We start from the raw sequence: 17794 nt of genomic DNA on the forward strand, positions 1-17794 counted from the left end.
TGAAATGTTGAGCATTGTGGAAAATATGGGCTTGATGGGTGTTCCGATTCCAGAAGCCATCACAAAGGCCATTGAGATTTTAAAAAAGAAGTCTGAAACAGAAGATAAAAATGGAGGTAAGGAATAATGTTAAACGGAATTGATATCAGTGCATGGCAAAGAGGCATTGACGCCGCATCGGTGCCATCCGATTTTGTGATCGTTAAGGCAACCCAGGGGCTTGACTACATCAACGATGACTGTGACCGGGCGTACCAGCAGGCCAAAGCGGCCGGAAAGAAGCTGGGCGTGTACCACTTCGCGGACGGGAACAGCTCCGGGGTAGCCGAAGCGGATTTCTTTATTGATAATATCCAGGGCTACATCGGAGAAGCGATTCTGGTTTTGGACTGGGAAACCGATGCCGTCAACTGCGGCCCCGGCTATGCCAAGGCGTTTCTGGACAGAGTACAGGCCCGCACCGGCATTAAACCCATGATCTATATGAGCGGCTCCGTTGTGAATGAATGGGATTGGAGCGCGGTCGTGGCCGGGGATTATGGCTTATGGGTGGCTTATTACAGTAAAGACAGCTGTGATGGCTACTGGCCGGAAGCGCCCATGTATCCGATCCATTATTGGAGCGATGCTGCGATGCTTCAATACACTTCCGGTGGGCGTTTAGCGGGCTGGGGTGATCGGTTAGACCTGAACGTTTTTTACGGCGATCATGCTGCCTGGGACGCTTACGCAGGCGGTGGAACCGGCGTAACGCCGCAGCCACAGCCAACCCCAAGCAGCCCAAGAACCGCCCCCTGGGGCGTGGATACCATTCAGTATTGGATGAATATCTGCAACTATAACCCCGGCGCCCCGATCGACAACCTTGATGGACCAGAAACAAAGCTTGGCGTCATGAACGGGCAGCGTGCTTATGGGGTCCCGGTCGACGGTTTCTTTGGCGATCAGACCCAGGCTCCGGCGGAAGATCAGATTCTGGCCTACGAAAAACGTTTGGCGGAGCTGGGCTTCTATCATGGCGAGTTCGACAGTATCCCAGGACCACAGTTGTTCCAGGCGGTCAAAGACTTCCAGGCCAGCAACGGATTAATCGCGGATGGGATTGTCGGAGAACAGACCTTTGCACTGCTATTTGGATGATACATTTATACTTTTAAGCTGTTTTAAAGGTTTGTGTTGTACTCTTTGCATAAAGATACACATAATCTTTATCTTTTCTATTTTTTTCCTTTCATGTTGCCTTTCGGGGCGGCTGTTTTGGGGCGGATGTTCTTCTTTAGAAAAACCTTATACCTTAGGGATATTTTGTGGAAATGTAGAGTAATATAAAAAAGATATTGGCAATGGTTCGCCCAAATACAGCCTTTTGTTTGGAGAATGAAAAAACAACGCAACCTTTTGTTTGGAACGCTTTTTAAAACAGGATGAGCATTCGTTTGTGATGATTGTATAATACCTGTAAAGAGACACCGTTGTTTTGTAGAGTGCTATTTTTTAAAATCTCCTAATAAGCCTGAATGAAGGAGAATTCGGGCTTCCATAGCATATATCCTCTTTTCATAGGCAAAACCCCTGGGATTGATTTAACCAGGGGTTTTGTTTTGAGGGATTAAAGCGTTTGCGTTATAAGATAAAGGCATCGTGGTCTGGAAGCGGAGGTTCAAAGACGTTTTATCATTCTTGTAAAAGTTACGCTGTAACATTTTAGATAAAGACTCAAGTTAGCCCGATAAAAATGAATAAAAAAGAAAAGATGAAACATTCGTTATAGAGATTCTAAGTATATGTTTATAGGCACTAAAAATATTTTTAGGGATTTAAGATAGATTTAAGGGAGATCACGTATTATACAGAAAATGATGTCTCCTTCACATCTTTGCATCAGATTATTGGGTCCCTCTCTAAAGGGGAAAAGGAAGAGGGATCCAGTACCCTTTTAATATTTTGAGAGTTGACAATCATCAAAACACAGAAACATCCACTTCAGTTTCATTTTATTTACTTTCCTTACAAAAAGCTCGCGATTCAAGGTTCGCGAGCTTTTTGCTGTATAAAGAAATACAAGGGATAAAAGATGAAAAAGATAAGTAGAGTATAAAGAATATTATTTGGGTATTTTTACATCGATGAGGAACAGGCATGTCCGGTCATTAAGAAGGATATCGTTTGGTTGGACGAAAGAATTTTGTGTAAATTTTAGGAAGTTGAGGTATTGCTAATTCTGATCATAATTTTCTTATAAGTGTTGCCGAGCATACTTGAGATTTTTTTCATGTTTTTGTATAATAAAAAGGATAGTGGGGGCGAATATGTGGGTGCGTTACAGAGCTTTTTGTCGGAATAATGTCAGTCTCTGTGAGCGGCCCCCACTATTTTAACTAAAAAGGATTCTAAAGATAAGTAAACAGCGGTTACTTTTTCTTTTTAATTGGTCGAGGCGGTTTTTTGATGGTTTAAAACGTCTCTTAATGGGTAAAATATTTTCTGAGATCATCTACCTCCTATTAGGATAATTTTCATCTCAACTTTTCCTTTTTTTGAAAACTCCCGGTCTTTGGATCAGGAGTTTTTTGTTGCAAAACAAAAGGTCTATAATGCAAATAGAGATGATCTTTATAAGATAATATTTCAACGGGGCTGGAACGGAGGAGGAGCCGGCGAGCTGAGCGGTTTCAGGCGGACAAAGACTTCCAAAAAGTAGCGGGTTAACCGTGAATGAGATTGTCGGGGAACAGATCTTTGTGCTGCTATTTGGATAATTTATTTATACTTTTAAGCTGTTTTAAAGGTTTGTGTTGTATTTTTTACATAAATAAAGAGATAAACGGAATCTTTTTTCATTTCTATTCCGTTTTGGCCGTCCTCCATTTTGAAGGGCGGCCTTTTTTGTTTTTGTGAAAAGCTTAAAACTTAAGGAATTTTGATGGAAATGTGGTATAATAGAAAAAGAAACAGGGACACCGGCAACGGTCCGCCCCAATACAACATGAGAGTAGACCGCTATTCTGTGGAAGGGCTAGCGGTCTTTTCCATTTTTAATGAGCTCCAGAATGAACCCGATCAGGATTAAAACCAAGATCAATTGGTTACTATCCATAAGCCTCACCCCATTTCTGGGACTGGATTTGACCGTGCCAGTGCCACAAGGGCCGGATGCCCCTGTGAGTGAGATTATAGCACAATTTGGCTTGAAAAACAATTCGGAGATATCCAATGTCTATTGGATGAAAAATCGCCTTTAACGAATTGGTTAAGGCGGTTTTTTTGATGGTTTAAAATCCGCTCAGCGAGGGTATAAATAATCACGAACACACATACCTCTTACTTTTTAAAATACAAATTACTCTCCCCATTAACTTTTCCTTTTTTAGAGTTCCCGGTCTTTTGGATCGGGAGTTTTTTGTTTTTTTAAATTTATGTGCGGTTAAGACAGTAAGATTCTGGGTATTGTATAATTGAAATCCATATAAAACGGAGGTGCTAAAATGTGTACGGCAGCGACATACACAACAAAAGATCATTATTTTGGTCGTAATCTTGATTTGGAATTCTCCTATAATGAAACGGTAACAGTAACACCACGAAATTATCCGTTTCAGTTCAGAAAGGTAAAAGCACTGGAATCTCATTATGCTATGATTGGTACGGCCTTCGTTGTGGATAATTATCCGCTGTATTATGATGCCACCAACGAAAAGGGACTAAGCATGGCAGGATTGAATTTTCCAGAAAATGCGGACTATAAACAAGAAGCAGAGGGAAAAGATAATGTAACCCCATTCGAGTTTATTCCCTGGATTTTAGGGCAGTGCTCTACCATTAAAGAGGTAAAAGAACTCCTTGGTAGGATCAATCTTATCAATATCAATTTTAGTGAAAAATTACCGCTTTCACCCTTGCACTGGATGATATCGGACCGGAACGAATCGATAACTGTGGAATCTGTAAAAGAAGGGATGAAAATATATGATAACCCTGTAGGAATTTTAACCAATAACCCAACTTTTGATATTCAGATCTTCAACCTAAATAATTATGTGAATGCCACCAGAGAAATACCCGAAAATCGTTTTTCAAGTGCAATAGCTTTAGATGTTTATAGCCGTGGTATGGGGGGGATTGGGATTCCTGGAGACCTTTCTTCATCCTCTCGTTTTGTAAAAGCAGTATTTACTAAACTAAATTCCGTCTCTGGAACTTCTGAATCTGAAAGCATTAGTCAGTTTTTTCACATACTTGGTTCAGTCAATCAAGAACGCGGATGTGTTCGTTTAGCTGAAGATACGTATGAAATAACTATTTATAGCTCTTGTTGCAATGTTGATAAGGGAGTCTATTACTATAAAACTTACGAAAATAGCCAAATAACAGGCGTAGACATGCATAATGAAAACCTCGACAGTCAAAGTATTGTCTCTTATCCATTAATTAAAGAGCAACAGATAAAAATACAAAACTAAAAACCGTATCAACATAAATTTTTCATGGTGTATTTTAGCCCCTAGTCGAATCGGGGGCTTTTATTGTTTTGGTGTTTTCTTGTATGGAGGATAATAATGAAAATCGCACAAGAGTACAAAGGTTACTATTTGGATGTGTTCTACAAGAATGGGGTTGTGAATGGCATTATCCAGCAAACGCAGGATCGACTCCAGGGGTTGACGGTTGAGGAAGTTGTACGGGAATTTAAGAAGAAAGTAAACCACATCAGCTAAGCTACTATAATAGTATAGGGATTCATCGAGCACGGATGTTGTCGTGCTTTTTTTGCGTTAACTTAAGATGTTCGTTAAAGTCGTAAAAAATAGCCAAAGAAGGTCTAAGAAATAGAGGTCTTTATGAAGTTTTCTACCTATTTATGAATAAAAAACGGGTGATGTTTTGGGAAATAAATCTGGAACGTTTTGTAAACTATTGTAAAATAACCAGCAATCTTTTAGCAGAATCCTTTAAAATAGCGGTTTTTAGCTGTTTGTAATTACCCAAGAGATAATTATACCGAAATTACAAAACCCCGGATTCTATGCCGGGGTTTTTTTGTGTCCGGTTAATTTTGATTTTCTATGGGCATGCTCAAAAGACTCAAAACCTGATTTTTCACAGGTTTTGAGTCTTTTGAGCATATGGACTAAACGTTGGAAGTGATGTTGACATCGAAAATAATCGAAATATCATCTATGTGATCAGGGACAAAAACACAAGAAATCCATGTGAGCTGTTACTGTGATTGGAATCGGGTTCTGTATGCCAGCGATTTAATTTGCCATCTTAACAACCCAGAAGGTTTATAGCTGTCCCAGAGTGTGAATAATGCAATAAAAGCAGGGAGTCTGATTGGAACACAAGTTGTTTTAAGGAGAGCATCCTGAGAGGTGACTGACACCGTTATGCCGACAGTCATTTTGAAATGGGAATATTCGGCGAAATATAGGTACTTTGAGAAAGCGGGTTTTTGTGTATGATTCTCATAAATATTTAGAAATATTTATGAGAATTTTTTTGTTTTAAAAGTTCATTAAAGTTTCGCGTTAAATAAATTGACAAAGCAATAAAAGATGCTATAATAATGAATAAAATGGTTATTGCCTTCGTTTGAAAGAAATAATAGTTATGTATGAATCTGATTTGTGTTTTAGATTAAAACTAATGGAAGCGTTGGAATGTAGCTTTAAAAGTAATATATAGTTTTGAAGGAGTTTTTATTAAATCAAATTTTAGATTATATTTAAAGAAGGACTACAGTAGAAAAATGCAAAAAATAAAAGCAGATCCATGCACAATCCTTATGATTAATCAGGGGCAACAGAAAGTGGGGTAGAATGATGCATTGTTTTTTAGGAATTGACGCTGGTACAAGTGGGGTAAAGGCTGTCATTGTTGATGAAAATGGCGAACTCAAAAGTATTGGCTATCAGGAATGTGATGTAATCAGTGAAAATCCTGGCTGGGCTGAACAGGATCCAATGGACTGGTGGCGGGCCTGCGATGGTGCAGTGAGGGAAGCCGTTGAAGGTAGCGGTTGTGGAAAAGAGATTGTCAGTATTGGTTTTTCAGGACAGATGCAGGGGAACGTCATGGTGGATAAGGAGGGAAAGCCCATTGGAAACTGTATGATCTGGCTTGATCAAAGAGCCAATGAGGAGGTCGAGGAAATAAGACAGCTTATTTCAGATCAGGAGGCTTTGGAAATCACCTCGAATCATTGTTTGAACAGCTATTGGGCACCAAAGATTCTCTGGATTAAAAAGCACCGTCCACAAGATTATGAGAAGACTGCAAAGGTCATGTTCACAAAGGACTTTCTAAGGTTTTTAATGACAGGTGAGATTGCCACCGAGGTAAGTGATGCATCCCTGACATTTTTAATGGATGTACCGAACCGTTGTTGGTCCGAGCGTATGCTTCAGGCAACGGGTATTCCAAAGGAAATTTTGCCAGAGCGTTTGGTTGAGTCCTATGAAATTGTTGGACAGCTACGTACTGAAGTTGCAAAGGACTGGGGCCTGAACCCGGGCATTCCGGTGGCAGCTGGTGCGGGAGATCAGCCAGCATGTGGTGTTGGAACAGGTATAGTGAACGATGGTGTCATCGGCTCATCCATTGGGACCTCCGGCGTAGTATTCGGATCAGTGGACAAGCCCTTTATGATTGACCAGGAGTGCGGAACTTTCAGTATGGCACATGCTGTTCCGGATAAGTGGTGCTTTTTAGGGCTGGCGCTTACCAGCGGGGCTTCCTTTAAGTGGCTGAGGGATAACATATTTCCAGATAAAAAAGCAGCCATGGCAGCAGCAGGAAGTGATGTCTACGATTATATGACAAGGCTGGCCCAGGGGGCAGCAGCAGGAAGTGATGGGCTGATTTTTCTGCCATACTTAAATGGTGACAAAACCCCCAATAATGATGAGCACGCAAGGGCAGTGTGGTTTGGGCTTTCTCAACGGCATGGTATTCAGGAAATTTGCCGGAGTGTGATGGAGGGTGTGACCTATTCCCTGCGCGATACAGTGGAGCTGTTTCGCGAATGTGGATTGGATGTTAAAAAAGTCGTTGCCTCGGGCGGCGGTGCTAAGAGTCCACTTTGGCGCCAGATGCAGGCAGATATTTATAACGCCAGTGTTGTTACCATGAATATGGAAGAGGGACCCGGAGCTGGTGCTGCCATTTTAGGTGCGGTTGGAGCAGGTTATTTCAAGAATATTCAAGAGGCATGTGATGCTATTTTAAAGGTAACTTCTGTGACAGAGCCTAATGTAAAGCAGGTTGCTCTTTATAATGAATACTATCAAATTTATAAGAATTTGTATCCATCCCTGAAATCTAATTTCAAACAGAATGCAATTATTGTAGACAAATATCACCATTCGGCTGAATAAAAGCATTTTTTATAGAGGTCAGCAATAAAATTTTGACGAACATGTACGCAAAACCAGAGACCTGGTGAATTATGCCTATGCCCATAATATGACAATGGAAACAGAAATTGGCTATATGAGTCAGGGCTGCTCGGATGCTTCTGGCGGAAGCCTTTTATGAAATGACTGCTGTTGACTCTTTAGCGGTGTCCATTGGGACCGCTTACGGTGTTTACAAGAGTGCCGAAACAACAAAGCTGGATTTTGAGATCCCTCATAATTTGGCAGAAGCCCTGTCGATTCCTTTTATTGCACTAACGGGGATGCCCATATAAGAGGCTTCTTATTTGGCGCAAGTGAAACCTTTATTGTAGAAAATGGAACCATGCTCACTGGTTATGTGGGGTATATCTACTTTAATTGACTGGGATCACAACCGGGTGCGCGATAGAAAATGCCATGTGATGGTAATAGACGAATAGGCCCATAAAACATTTGATTCTGGCCAGTAGCCTTCAATATCATGAAAAAAAATCATAATTAATTCAAATTTATTTGATTGCAGTTGTAAAAAATGTTAATTAATGTTAAATTTAAGAAAGTGTTCATTTTTTAGTAATTGCTATTAATTAGTTCTATTTAAAAGCATAGAAACTTTGGAGGTGCAGGAATGACAGAAAGGCAGTTTCAAATACTTGCTCTTATTTCGGAAAACGGCAGGGTTGAGGTGGCAAAGCTTGCGGAAATACTGGGAGTGTCCCAGGTTACCATTCGGAAAGATCTAGACGCGTTAGAATCGAAGCAACTTATTCGGCGGCTTCAGGGGATTGCAGAGCTGGATCGTGAAAATGATGTGACAAACCGTCTTGCCTATCACCACAGGGAGAAGCTGTCCATTGCAGAGGAAGCTGTGAAGGAGATCAAAAATGGTGAGACCGTTATGATTGAGTCTGGCTCCTGCTGCACTCTTTTAGCTGAGGAAATTGTCAAGGCCTCAAAGGATGTGACGATTATTACCAACTCGATCTATATTGCAGACCACATACGGCCAGCCTTGGGGAATCATGTTATTTTGCTGGGCGGCGAAATACAGATGGAACCAATGGTAACGGTAGGACCCATCATGGTGCAGGCGGCAAAGAACTTCTATGTGGATAAGTTCTATACAGGTGTTGATGGCTTTACGCCAGACGGGTATTTTACTGCCAGCGACATTATGCGTGTTGAATCCATCCGTACCATGGCCGGCCAGGCTAAAAAGACGATTGTACTGACGGAATCGGAAAAATTTGTAAACCACGGTGTTATGGCGCTTCTTCCCAGTACCAGTATTCATGCCCTTTACACCGATGACCAGATTCCAGATAAGATCAGGAATGATCTTAAGAAGAGTGGCGTGTGCGTTAACACGGTGAATACAACGTATGGACAGACTAAGTAAAATATAGTTTTCATTTGCCGGGGAAACATTGATTTTGAAGTTTTACCCTAAATCTTTGTTTGCTATATAAAATCTATGCTCAAAAGACTCAAAACCTCCAGTGCGAAGTGTTTTGAGTCTTTTGAGCATAGGTCTGGAAATTTAAAAAAGAATGCGGCAGGTCATTTTAGAAAAATTAAAAACTAAGTGTTATATTAAAGTCTAGATTAGCGAGTAGTGCACGTCACATAAGTCCAGTTGACACCACGGCTCGCTTTTTTTATTTTTCTGAAAATAAGGAGTGATATGATGCCAAGGACAAAATTACAGGAGATCGTTTATGCGGTTTTAATGGCCCTTTTTATGGTGCTGGCCATGGAACTTTATAATAAGAGGCTGCGCATGGGAGGAATGACCAATGCAGGCTTTTTTACAGCCTTTTCAGAAATGCGGATCATGGTGCCCGTTTGTTTTGTGATGGGTATTTTTTCATGGAGCGGATCGCCCCCAAAATCGCCTTTAAAATGGTAACGCCAGGCGAGGATAAGGCATTAGCGTCCAGGCGGCGGTGACCGACTGCCTGATGTGATGTGTCCGGTGATGAGCTTTTGGGCGACCCTGATTTTCAAGCGCCCGTGTGTACAGTTTCTGGCCGTCTGGCTGGAGACCATTGTCATCAATTTTCCAATGGCCCTCTGCTGGCAGATTTTTTCTGCGGGCCGCTGGTACGGTTCTTATTCCGGACAATTTTTAAAAGGCAGCTTGAAAAGCAGGCTGGGAATCATAGGGGTAAGACAACCGCTGCGTGGATAAATGGCCCTTTACCGTTGCTCGATTTGATGCAGTATTCGTGTTAGAATAAAGCTGAAGGGGGAGATAAAATGAAAGCGATACAGCTGCGGATTGGCACGCTGCGAAAACAAAAGGGGATCAGCCAGAAAATGCTGGCCGGGGCAATTGGCGTGACCCCTCAGTCTGTGAGCAAATGGGAGACGGGAGCAGCACTTCCAGATATTGGGCTGCTGCCGGCGCTGGCGACATTTTTTGAGGTATCGGTTGACGAACTGCTGGGGCTCAAATCTTTGCCGGATGATGCTTATGAGCCATCAGGAACAGGCTTATCTGGCTACTGGAGTGAGCGAATGGAGTATCTGAAACGGACGAGGAGCAGATTATGGAATAAGGACTATTTTCAATTTTTGATCGAGCGTGTTTGGAAAATCAAAACACCGGTGCGAGTTCTGGACTGTGGATGCGGATATGGCGCTGTGGGACTGCAGATGCTGCCATTACTGCCGGAGGGCAGCTCCTACACGGGCATTGACCTTTCAGAACAGCTCATCACAGAAGCAGAAAACATCTATAAAAAATTGGGTTACCCGGCGAAATGGATTCACGGTGATTTTATTACATATCCCTTTATCGAAAAATATGATCTGGTGATATGCCAGTGTGTGCTGCGCCATGTGGATCAGCCTTTTACCTTTCTTAAAAAGATGAAGGAGGCAGCGCAGGATGGTGGACTTGTCATTGCGATGGAGCCCAATCGGGAGACAGAGTGTGACAGCCTGTATATTGACCGGCTGGATTATGGCGCGCTGTGCAGCAGAAACGGCCTGCGAAAAGTCTGGAAAACAGAGTTTGAGCACCAGGGCCGGGATTATGCTGTGGCGGTAAGACTGCCGCATATGATGAAAAAAATTGGCCTGAGCCATATTGAAAGCCGTATGAACGACCATGTCCAGTTTGCCTTTGGTGACGCCAGGGGCGGCGAAAAATTGTCTGAGGATTTGCTGGAAATAAACGAATGGAATGAGCCCTTATCTGAAGCGGATTTGAAAGCAAGGACCGATTATCTTATAAACCACGGAATGAACCGGGAGGAAGCCGTCGGATTTTGCCAGAACCAGCAAAAGACTGGCGAAAATGTCCGTATGCTCAGGGAGAATCTGGCTTACACGCAGTTGCCCAGTATGGTCATAACCTTTGGAAGAAAAGCAGAGACTGTTAAATTCGGATATTAAATCATTTTGACGCACTGTGATTTTATGTACAAAAGATTATTGAATTTATAAAGGTATGCTCAAAAGACTCAAAACCTCCAGTGTAAAGTGTTTTGAGTCTTTTGAGTATGGGTCTGGAATGTAAAAAGTTTATGGAAAGCATACCAGCAGACGGCTCAGCGCCGGGGCGCTTAGCTCAGGGGCAAGGGTCAGGTGGTCACTCAGAAGGGTCTGATTTGGGATAGAATGTTCGATTTCGCGGGAGTAGGAACAGAAAACAGCCTGGTGCTCCTGGTCGGATAAAGCCCGGTCCTTTTCCAGCCACAAACTCAAGGAGAGGATGTAGACGGAGAGGCAGGCCAGGGCGATGTGCTGGATTTGCAGAAGAGGCTCACAGGACCAGGCGCAGTCCATGAAATAGCGGAACAGGTAGTATACGCTTAAATGCTCATAATAATGGGCGTGGACGCTCTTAAAGGCCCTGGCGGCAGTAAGACTGTCCGGCGCCTTGAGGCGCTTACGGGCGCGCTCCAGCTGCCTGGTGAAAGCACTCTGGCGGTGCTCACACTGGATAAGGAGGTTAAAAAGAGCGTCGAGGGTGTCGCTCGCCTCAGCTTCTGCGGGCGGAACGCTGGATCGGAGATCGCTCAAGGTCCGGGTGAGCTGCCGGTCATCTGAAAATGCTGTGTACAGACTGTTTTCGGCAGCTTCGTCTGAGATAAACAGGAGGGCAGTGAGCCGGGTAGCGAACTGGAGCAGCAGGGCAAGGCGCTCAAAGATTGTGAAACGGCGGTTCTGCAGCAGTGTACGGCCAAGGTGCCGGGCTCTGAGCATGCGCGTACAGAACAGCGGATCGAGATCAGGATCGTAACCGGAAGACTCGTCGTTCTGGGCCATCACAAAGCGCATGGGAGCCGGATCGGACAGAATGAGTCGGGCGGCCTCTGGGCAGGACAGGGATAGGCCTGCCTCTCGGAGGCCTCCGAAGTCCGCATAAAAGCGGGGGTAGAGGCGGCAGGTCTCACTCAGGGCATTCTCGCCCAGGGCGGTATGAATGTCGCAGAGATTTTCAGGGTTAAGGAAGGGACAGAGTCCGTTCCGATTGATGAAAATGCAGTCGCCGTCCCCATCCAGGGTCATGGCATCACGGAGACGCTTGCCTATGGGGCCTTCTGCCTTCTGGTAGAGCCGCTCGGATTTAGGGTCGATGACGACCTCCCAGCCTGCGCAGCAGGTATCCGGGCAGTCCCCGGCCAGGCATCTGAAGGAATCGAAGGGTTCGGGTGTTTGAAAATTCATGGTATTCTCCTTTTGGTTTGACACCATTATAGCAGAACAAGGCTGTGTTTAAAAATAAAAACACGTCTGGACTGTCTTGACTTTTAAATGATTAGAAGTATAATGATTAGAGTTCTAATTGTTTGAAAGGAGTGTGGAGGATGACAGCAGAAGAAAAAATTAAACGCTATATTGTCTTTACCATCGGGGTTCTCATCAACTCCTTTGGCATCAGCTTTATTACAAAGGCCAGTCTGGGGACATCGCCCATTTCCAGCGTTCCCTATGTGCTGAGCCTGCGTTTTGAGCCGACTCTGGGTGAGTTTTCATTCGTGCTCAACATGATTTTTATTATTCTGGAGATCGCCCTGCTGCGCAGAAGGTTTGAGAAGATCCAGCTTTTACAGATTGTGGTTAACGTGGTGTTTAGCTATTTCATTGATTTCAGTATGCTGCTGCTCGGTGGCTTAAACCCAGTAAATTATGTCATAAAGCTTGTCTTTCTGCTGATCGGCTGCGCGATTCTGGCCTTTGGCATTACGCTGGAGGTCTTTGCGGATGTGATTCTGGTGCCGGGCGAGGGGATTGTCAACGCCATCGCAGTGACCTTTAAAAAGCAGTTTGGGTCGGTCAAGGTAGGCTTTGACGTTACGCTGATGGCCACAGCCTGTATCCTGTCGCTGGTCTTTTTTCACGGTTTGCAGGGTATCCGGGAAGGGACGCTTATCTCGGCCCTGATCGTGGGAACCATTGTCAAATTTTACAGCAGGCGTCTCGGCTTTCTGAGGGACGGACTCTTTGGTGTGCGGTCCAAGGGCGCTGAGGCGGATAAGCCCTGCGGCTGCCCGGTGATTACCATCAGCCGGCAGTATGGCTGTGGCGGAAATGAGGTGGGCAGACGCCTGGCCGGCGATTTGAAGATGGCTTTTTATGACCGTGAGATCAGCAGCCGCACTGCCGCCGAGGGCGGCTATACCTACCAGTATGTGGAGCGGGAGGAGCAGCGCTATACCAACAGCCTGCTCTACGACCTGGTGGCCTCCAATTACGCCATGGCTCCCGGTGAGGTGCCGCCGCTGGACGCTCTCTTTGAGACCCAGAGCCGGGTTATCCGTGAGCTTTCCTGCCAGGGCCCGTGCGTGATCATGGGGCGCTGCGCAGATTATGTGCTCCGGGACCGGCCGGACTGCTTCCATGTCTATCTCAGCGCGAATATAAAAGACCGCACTCGCCGGATTATGGAAAAGGAAAACCTGGGCGAGACTGCCGCCAGGCAGCGGATCGCAGAAAAGGACCGGGAGCGGTCCAGCCATTATAAGCACTTTACCGGCCAGGCCTGGGGCGCCGCCGGAAATTACAGCCTGTCGGTAGACACCTCAGTCTTTGGGATTGAGGGAGCTGCTGCGGTGATTGAGGACGCCTTCGGGCGTGCCTGGAAAGGAAAAGAAAATGAATCAGAGCTTTCACAACCTGCTGTTTGTCAGCCAGAGCCTTTTTAACAAGCGGCTCTACGCAGCACTGCAGGGAACGGGCCTGTCCTCCGGGCAGCCCAAGGTGCTGGAGTACCTGAACCGCAACGACGGCAGTGTCCAGAAAGACATCGCCGCCGGATGCCAGATTGAGCCGGCGACCGTCACCAGCCTGCTGCCGAGGATGGAGGCGGCAGGGCTCATTGAAAGACGAACAGAGAACGGCAACCGCCGGTCCCTGTACGTTTATCTGACAGAGAAGGGCAGGGCAAACGCTGCCCGGATCGAGGAGGCCTTCGCGGCCCTGGAGAGCGCGGCTTTTGAGGGTATCCCGGAGACGGAGCGCGAAGCGTTTATGGCGGTTTTCTGCAGGATCTATGAGAACCTGAATGGAAAATAGAGAACAAAATTTCAGTTTTCAGTTTTTTTCATAAAAACCCTTGTGTTCAGGGTGTTTTTGAAGTATAATAAAGGACGGATTAATTTTCAATCAATGCAATTTTGAAAAGATATCCAGGGGGAGGCCCTGGGTATCTTTTTCTGATTATACCGCCAATGTAAAGGCGGCGCATTCTGTACAAAAAGAGCCTTTCCGGCTCCGGATATAAAGAAACTAAGAAAGCAGGAAACATATGAAAGAAGAACAACCGATTATCAATATTGCGGTTATCGCCCACGTTGACGCGGGTAAATCGACCCTGGTCGACGCACTGCTGAGCCAGAGCGGCGTTTTCAGAGATAACCAGGAAGTGGTTGACTGTATCATGGACAGCAATGACCTGGAACGGGAGCGTGGGATCACCATCTATTCCAAAAACTGTTCCATCATGCACGATAATATCAAGATCAACATTGTGGATACCCCGGGCCATGCGGACTTCTCCTCTGAGGTTGAACGTATCTTAAAGACGGTTGACACGGTTATTCTGCTGGTGGACTCCAGCGAAGGCCCTATGCCCCAGACCCGTTTTGTCCTCAACAAATCCCTGGAGCAGGGACTGCGCCCGATTCTGTTCATTAACAAGATTGACAAGAAGGACCAGCGCGCCGAGGAAGTGGTCGATATGGTTTTCGATCTCTTTGTAGAGCTCAAGGCCAATGACGAACAGCTGGACTTCCCGATTCTTTACGGGGTTGCCAAGCAGGGAATTGCCAAATATGACATGGATGACGACAGCACAGACCTGACCCCGCTGTTTGAAACCATTGTAAAGCATGTGGGTATTCCAGAGGATATGAGCCTGGAACCGCTGCAGATGCAGGTATCCACCCTTGGCTATGACGATTATATCGGCCGTCTGGGCATTGGCCGCATCGACAAGGGAACCATTCACACCGGGGACAGCCTGGAGGTCTCCAAGCGTGACGGCAGCTTTAAGCGGGTAAAGATCGGACAGATTTTTGTATACCGCGGCCTCTCGAGGGTTGAGGTCAAGGAGGCAAAGGCCGGTGACATCGTCGTGGTCTCCGGGATTCCGGACATTATGATCGGGGAAACCATCGGTGAAGTGAACCAGGTACAGCCCATGGAGCTCATCGAGATCGAGGAACCGACCCTGTCCATGAACTTCCTGGTCAACACCTCTCCTTTTGCCGGAAAAACCGGTAAATTCGTGACCACCCGCCACATCAAGGCCCGCCTTGAGAAGGAGCTGGAGATCAATGTCGGGATGACCGTTGAGCCGCTGGAGGGCACCACAGAGGGCTACCGTGTATCGGGCAGGGGCGAACTGCACTTATCTATTCTGCTTGAAAACATGCGCCGTGAAGGCTATGAGGTGGCGGTTTCCAAGCCAGAGGTGATCATGCACCGCGATGAAAAGGGCCACAAGCTGGAGCCTGTGGAAAGCGTGATCATTAACGTCCCGGACGAGTACTCCGGAACAGTTATCTCCAAGCTGAACGTGCGTAAGGGCAGCATGGTGAGCATGGCCGCCGAGGAGGGATGGACCAAGCTGGAATACCTGGTGCCGACCCGTGGCCTGTTAGGCTACCAGAGCGAATTTATCAACGACACCCACGGCGAGGGCACTTTGGTACGCCGTTTCGATTCCTTCGAGCCTTATTTTGGGGAGATTCCACAGCGGCAGAACGGCGTGCTGATTTCCGGCTTTTCCGGAGAGACCATGGCCTACTCGCTGTTTAACCTGAGCGACCGCGGTACCATGATGGTGGGCGCGGGAACCCCCGTTTACGAGGGGATGATCATTGGCATTAACAACCGTAGCGACGACATGGTGGTTAACCCCATCAAAAACAAGAAGCTGACCAACACCCGTTCCTCGGGAGCGGATGAGGCCTTAAAACTCATTGATCCTAAGATCTTTACGTTGGAAGAAGCTCTGGAATTCATCAATGATGATGAGCTGGTTGAGATCACCCCCACGGATATCCGTATCCGCAAGAAGATTTTATCCGAACTTGACAGAAGAAGAGACCGACGAAATTAATATAAAAAAGAGAGAACCCGTATCGCGACGATACGGGTTCTTTTTGGGTATAGGCGCTGTAGTCCGAGACGCTGCCGGTATTTCCGCCCGTTTTTCTCAGACAAAATTAATACAAAGTGGGTATACTAGAGAGAGAAGAAAAATGAAAGGAGCGGCAGATGGTGTTTAAGAAGAAAAATTTGAAGGACTATATCCTTTTGATCACGTATGCTGTCTGCCTGCTCATGGCCCTTGTCAATATCAAGTATATCTGGAATGGCCTGGGGATTCTGGTGGATATTGCCATGCCGATCCTCATCGGGATCGCCATTGCCTTTGTGCTCAATATCCCAATGAGCTTCTGCGAACGCTATGTCTTTAAATTCATGGACCGGATACGGGGCAGGAGGCTCCGGGAAAAGGGGAAGCGGGCCGCGGCCATTGTGCTGACCTTTATCTTTATCGGGCTTCTGATCACCGGAGTCGTCACCTTTGTGATCCCCCAGCTCCAGAAAAGCGTTGAGATGCTCATTACCAAATTTCCAGGCTATGTGGCCAGCTTTAACCTCTGGGTCAACCAGCTTCTGGAATGGCTGCACCTGCCTGAGGATGCCTGGAACCAGATCTCAAGCCAGTGGCAGGACCTGTTTCCCAAAATAAGCAGCAGCCTGATCGGGGCCATGCCTGAGATCGTAAACACAACGGTCAGCATTACCCAGGGCGTGTTCAATTTTCTCATGGGCTTTATCATTTCTGTCTATATGCTGGCAGACAAGGAACGCCTGCTGGCGCTCAAGGATAAGCTCATGTACGCCTATATCCCGGATAAGACCAGGGCGTTCATCAATGAGGTAGGCCATACGGCCAACCAGACCTTCCACGGCTTTATCGCCGGACAGATTACCGAGGCCTTTATCCTCGGAACCCTGTGCGCTGCCGGGCTGGCGATCCTGCGGGTACCCTATGCGCTGCTCATCGGCGTGCTGGTGGGGGTGACAAGCATTATTCCCATCTTCGGGGCCTTTCTGGGCGCTGTGCCCAGCGGGCTGATTCTGCTGGTGGTCAATCCGGTGTACTGCCTGATCTTTATCATTTATATCATCTGTCTGCAGCAAGTGGAGAGCAATGTGATCTACCCTAAGGTGGTGGGAACCTCGGTCGGGATCTCGGGCCTGTGGGTGCTGATCGGCATGCTGCTGGGCGGTAGCTTCTTCGGCTTTACGGGCATGATCCTGGGCATACCGGGATTCGCAGTGCTGTACTCAGTGGTGCGGACCCTGACCAATGCCCGGATTGCCAGAAAGCAGGCGGCCAAACAGAACGAGACCATCACGGTTAAGGATTTGGAAGATTCATAAATTAAAATTGAAAACATAAAGGAGTGAATGACATGAGTCGGGAACTAAAAAATATTGAACCGGACGAATTGGAAGCTTTACTGGAAAAAAATGACGGGAACACGGTCTTGTTGGATATTCGGGACAAAATGGAAATTCACAATGAATTTGAGGATCAGGAGTGTGTAGTCAACATTCCGCTGAAGCTCCTGCCCTCACAGCTGGAAATGCTCACGCCCTTTAAGGACAAGACCATTGTGCTGGTGTGCCGGTCGGGTATGCGGGCGTCCAGAGCCCAGAAGCTGCTTGAGCAGGAGGGCTTTACGGACCTGCGGGTGCTGCGGGGCGGCGTGGTACATTGGGAGCGGTTTAAAAAAGGCTGAAAGTGCGGACTTTTTCAATGGAAAATTACAGGAGAAAAATACTGCGCATTTTGAATGACAGAGCGGCTTCAGGCCGCTTTTTTAATGGCTTTTATCGGAGTGTGAAAAAATAGTATCATT

The 17794-nt window shown here is 46.2% G+C and carries 17 protein-coding genes; 16 read left to right on the top strand and 1 reads right to left on the bottom strand.

Going from position 1 to position 17794, the window contains the following annotated elements:
* The first annotated feature begins 4 nt into the window (after positions 1 to 4).
* From BUC22_RS18660 to BUC22_RS18705, 11 genes are all read left to right on the top strand, one after another.
* Positions 5 to 127, top strand: a complete 123-nt coding sequence (locus BUC22_RS18660; RefSeq protein WP_083591149.1) for a phage holin family protein — start codon at positions 5 to 7, stop codon at positions 125 to 127.
* Entirely contained in the window at positions 127 to 1140 is a 1014-nt protein-coding gene (locus BUC22_RS18665; protein ID WP_073383362.1) for a GH25 family lysozyme, read from the top strand. Before BUC22_RS18660 ends, BUC22_RS18665 begins: the two co-directional genes overlap by 1 nt.
* A gap of 1783 nt (positions 1141 to 2923) precedes the next feature.
* Positions 2924 to 3070 (top strand): hypothetical protein, encoded by a 147-nt coding sequence (locus BUC22_RS21980; RefSeq protein WP_159435643.1) that lies wholly within the window; start codon positions 2924 to 2926, stop codon positions 3068 to 3070.
* A 415-nt stretch (positions 3071 to 3485) separates the two neighbouring features.
* Positions 3486 to 4460: a choloylglycine hydrolase gene (gene bsh, locus BUC22_RS18670; protein WP_073383364.1), complete on the top strand. Its 975-nt coding sequence runs from the start codon at positions 3486 to 3488 to the stop codon at positions 4458 to 4460.
* A 96-nt stretch (positions 4461 to 4556) separates the two neighbouring features.
* Entirely contained in the window at positions 4557 to 4715 is a 159-nt protein-coding gene (locus BUC22_RS22165; RefSeq protein ID WP_177190834.1) for a hypothetical protein, read from the top strand.
* A 1104-nt stretch (positions 4716 to 5819) separates the two neighbouring features.
* Positions 5820 to 7376 carry a xylulokinase gene (gene xylB, locus BUC22_RS18675; protein WP_013382249.1) on the top strand — a complete coding sequence of 519 codons (1557 nt, stop codon included), beginning with the start codon at positions 5820 to 5822 and terminating at the stop codon, positions 7374 to 7376.
* A 134-nt stretch (positions 7377 to 7510) separates the two neighbouring features.
* Positions 7511 to 7690 carry a class II fructose-bisphosphate aldolase gene (locus BUC22_RS18680; protein ID WP_013382248.1) on the top strand — a complete coding sequence of 60 codons (180 nt, stop codon included), beginning with the start codon at positions 7511 to 7513 and terminating at the stop codon, positions 7688 to 7690.
* Between the two features lie 335 nt (positions 7691 to 8025).
* On the top strand, positions 8026 to 8796 hold the full coding sequence (locus tag BUC22_RS18690; protein WP_013382247.1) for a DeoR/GlpR family DNA-binding transcription regulator: 771 nt from the start codon (positions 8026 to 8028) through the stop codon (positions 8794 to 8796).
* Positions 8797 to 9084: 288 nt separating this feature from the next.
* Complete coding sequence (locus BUC22_RS18695) at positions 9085 to 9306, top strand: hypothetical protein (protein WP_073383366.1); 222 nt, start codon at positions 9085 to 9087, stop codon at positions 9304 to 9306.
* A 69-nt stretch (positions 9307 to 9375) separates the two neighbouring features.
* On the top strand, positions 9376 to 9588 hold the full coding sequence (locus BUC22_RS18700; protein ID WP_013382245.1) for a DUF2798 domain-containing protein: 213 nt from the start codon (positions 9376 to 9378) through the stop codon (positions 9586 to 9588).
* 68 nt (positions 9589 to 9656) lie between these two features.
* Positions 9657 to 10799: a class I SAM-dependent methyltransferase gene (locus tag BUC22_RS18705; protein ID WP_013382244.1), complete on the top strand. Its 1143-nt coding sequence runs from the start codon at positions 9657 to 9659 to the stop codon at positions 10797 to 10799.
* 129 nt (positions 10800 to 10928) lie between these two features.
* Here BUC22_RS18705 and fliB read toward each other — a convergent pair whose 3' ends face one another.
* A complete protein-coding gene (gene fliB / locus BUC22_RS18710) occupies positions 10929 to 12077 on the bottom strand; it encodes a flagellin lysine-N-methylase (protein ID WP_073383369.1) in 1149 nt (382 codons plus the stop codon).
* A 140-nt stretch (positions 12078 to 12217) separates the two neighbouring features.
* Between fliB and BUC22_RS18715 the strand changes: the two genes are divergently transcribed.
* From BUC22_RS18715 to BUC22_RS18735, 5 genes are all read left to right on the top strand, one after another.
* A complete protein-coding gene (locus BUC22_RS18715; protein WP_013382242.1) occupies positions 12218 to 13555 on the top strand; it encodes a cytidylate kinase family protein in 1338 nt (445 codons plus the stop codon).
* Entirely contained in the window at positions 13506 to 13925 is a 420-nt protein-coding gene (locus tag BUC22_RS18720) for a MarR family winged helix-turn-helix transcriptional regulator (RefSeq protein ID WP_013382241.1), read from the top strand. The genes BUC22_RS18715 and BUC22_RS18720 overlap by 50 nt, the downstream gene beginning before the upstream one ends.
* 232 nt (positions 13926 to 14157) lie before the next feature.
* Positions 14158 to 15975 (top strand): translational GTPase TypA, encoded by a 1818-nt coding sequence (typA, locus tag BUC22_RS18725; RefSeq protein WP_073383372.1) that lies wholly within the window; start codon positions 14158 to 14160, stop codon positions 15973 to 15975.
* Positions 15976 to 16133: 158 nt separating this feature from the next.
* The gene (locus BUC22_RS18730; protein WP_073383374.1) at positions 16134 to 17312 is read left to right on the top strand and encodes an AI-2E family transporter; all 1179 of its coding nucleotides are present in this window, start codon (positions 16134 to 16136) and stop codon (positions 17310 to 17312) included.
* A 32-nt stretch (positions 17313 to 17344) separates the two neighbouring features.
* Positions 17345 to 17674 (top strand): rhodanese-like domain-containing protein, encoded by a 330-nt coding sequence (locus BUC22_RS18735; protein WP_073383377.1) that lies wholly within the window; start codon positions 17345 to 17347, stop codon positions 17672 to 17674.
* Positions 17675 to 17794: the final 120 nt, after the last annotated feature.

Origin of the sequence: Eubacterium callanderi, assembly GCF_900142645.1 — a bacterium.
In the GTDB taxonomy this organism is placed as follows: domain Bacteria; phylum Bacillota; class Clostridia; order Eubacteriales; family Eubacteriaceae; genus Eubacterium; species Eubacterium callanderi.

Excerpts from the sequence above, each read along its gene's own strand:
- BUC22_RS18690 (WP_013382247.1), top strand. The coding sequence starts at position 8,026 with ATGACAGAAAGGCAGTTTCAAATACTTGCTCTTATTTCGGAAAACGGC.
- BUC22_RS18720 (WP_013382241.1), top strand. The coding sequence starts at position 13,506 with ATGAATCAGAGCTTTCACAACCTGCTGTTTGTCAGCCAGAGCCTTTTT.
- BUC22_RS18705 (WP_013382244.1), top strand. The coding sequence starts at position 9,657 with ATGAAAGCGATACAGCTGCGGATTGGCACGCTGCGAAAACAAAAGGGG.
- BUC22_RS18680 (WP_013382248.1), top strand. The coding sequence starts at position 7,511 with ATGCTTCTGGCGGAAGCCTTTTATGAAATGACTGCTGTTGACTCTTTA.
- typA (WP_073383372.1), top strand. The coding sequence starts at position 14,158 with ATGAAAGAAGAACAACCGATTATCAATATTGCGGTTATCGCCCACGTT.
- BUC22_RS18660 (WP_083591149.1), top strand. The coding sequence starts at position 5 with ATGTTGAGCATTGTGGAAAATATGGGCTTGATGGGTGTTCCGATTCCA.
- BUC22_RS18700 (WP_013382245.1), top strand. The coding sequence starts at position 9,376 with ATGAGCTTTTGGGCGACCCTGATTTTCAAGCGCCCGTGTGTACAGTTT.
- BUC22_RS18730 (WP_073383374.1), top strand. The coding sequence starts at position 16,134 with ATGGTGTTTAAGAAGAAAAATTTGAAGGACTATATCCTTTTGATCACG.
- xylB (WP_013382249.1), top strand. The coding sequence starts at position 5,820 with ATGATGCATTGTTTTTTAGGAATTGACGCTGGTACAAGTGGGGTAAAG.
- bsh (WP_073383364.1), top strand. The coding sequence starts at position 3,486 with ATGTGTACGGCAGCGACATACACAACAAAAGATCATTATTTTGGTCGT.
- BUC22_RS18665 (WP_073383362.1), top strand. The coding sequence starts at position 127 with ATGTTAAACGGAATTGATATCAGTGCATGGCAAAGAGGCATTGACGCC.
- BUC22_RS18695 (WP_073383366.1), top strand. The coding sequence starts at position 9,085 with ATGCCAAGGACAAAATTACAGGAGATCGTTTATGCGGTTTTAATGGCC.
- BUC22_RS18715 (WP_013382242.1), top strand. The coding sequence starts at position 12,218 with ATGACAGCAGAAGAAAAAATTAAACGCTATATTGTCTTTACCATCGGG.
- BUC22_RS21980 (WP_159435643.1), top strand. The coding sequence starts at position 2,924 with ATGGAAATGTGGTATAATAGAAAAAGAAACAGGGACACCGGCAACGGT.
- BUC22_RS22165 (WP_177190834.1), top strand. The coding sequence starts at position 4,557 with ATGAAAATCGCACAAGAGTACAAAGGTTACTATTTGGATGTGTTCTAC.
- fliB (WP_073383369.1), bottom strand. The coding sequence starts at position 12,077 with ATGAATTTTCAAACACCCGAACCCTTCGATTCCTTCAGATGCCTGGCC.
- BUC22_RS18735 (WP_073383377.1), top strand. The coding sequence starts at position 17,345 with ATGAGTCGGGAACTAAAAAATATTGAACCGGACGAATTGGAAGCTTTA.